Below are 1073 nucleotides of genomic sequence, written 5' to 3' on the forward strand. Positions count from 1 at the left end.
GCAGTGGTTGGTTGGCCAAGCATGTGCCGCAAGCGTTGCAGCTCCCCACGTCCTCAACGGCGGAAGCTGCTCGATTGGTGGTGGGGAGTCATTTCCGAGCCGCCATTGCTTCCAGGGTGGCCGGAAATGAACACGGCTTGGAGGAGTTGGCATATCCCGTGAATGATGTGGCTGGAAACTGCACCCGCTTTCTCTTGCTGAAGCGTGGTGAACGTCGTGAACAAGGCTCGGTGGCCAGTGTGGCCTTCTCACTCCATCGAAATGCTCCAGGAGCCTTATTGGAGGCCCTCGCATGCCTTGCAGATCGAGGACTCAATATGAGCCGCATTGAGTCACGACCGTCGAAGCGGGAATTTGGTGAATATGTCTTTTTTGTTGATGTTGATCTTCCGAGTAATCGAGCCGAGGCGCTTCCTGAGTTGATCGCACAACTCGAACCTTTTTGTGAGCACCTTGCCCATTTCGGTGCTTATCCGAGCACTGAGCTCAGTGACGTTTCAACTTGAACACGCCGAATTGCATCAGTCCGGTGGCAAAAGCCCAATGCATCAGAAGGAGTGTTGGCGTTTCCCTTAATCCCTGAACAACTGCTTTTGGCCCCAGTCCGAGCACGGCTCTCGGGCGTCGTACCCCTTCCAAGATTGAATCAATCCAGGAGGGGAGGGTTGCTTGGCTCCAGTCGTCGGTACTGATGCCACCTTGGCTGTAGTGGCTGGTTTCTAGGTTTTGTTGAAATCCAGCAATGCTGGCGAACTCGGGATGGGCCCATTGATTGAGCAGCTGGCGCATCACCCTGCGTTCTGTTTTAGTCATGGCGCCATCGGACGGGTCCCGCCGGTTCCAGTCCGCTACGGCCAGCAAGCCACCGGGCTTCAGCACTCTGAGAAGTTCGTCGGCGTAACGCTGCTTGTCAGGCATATGAGGGCCTGCCTCCACGCTCCAAACGGCGTCAAAACTGTGGTCAGCCATCTGCAAGTCGAGCGCATCCATCACCTCGAAACGACAACTCAGTCCTTGGGTTGTTAGGTCTGTGGCCCGAGCGACTTGTGCGGGACTGATGCTGATGCCGACGA

General features: G+C 56.1%; 2 protein-coding genes. One reads left to right on the top strand and one right to left on the bottom strand.

Annotation, left to right across the window (positions count from 1 at the left end; all coding sequences use genetic code 11):
• Positions 1-506: prephenate dehydratase domain-containing protein (locus tag WH5701_RS16445; RefSeq protein WP_156776482.1), on the top strand; the 506-nt coding region annotated here is incomplete at its 5' end.
• Here the strand turns inward: WH5701_RS16445 and WH5701_RS00765 are convergent.
• Positions 487-1073, bottom strand: a 587-nt coding sequence (locus tag WH5701_RS00765; RefSeq protein ID WP_006169940.1) for a methyltransferase domain-containing protein, incomplete at its 5' end; no start/stop codon positions are given. The genes WH5701_RS16445 and WH5701_RS00765 overlap by 20 nt on opposite strands.

The organism is Synechococcus sp. WH 5701, from assembly GCF_000153045.1.
Lineage (GTDB): Bacteria > Cyanobacteriota > Cyanobacteriia > PCC-6307 > Cyanobiaceae > Regnicoccus_A > Regnicoccus_A antarcticus.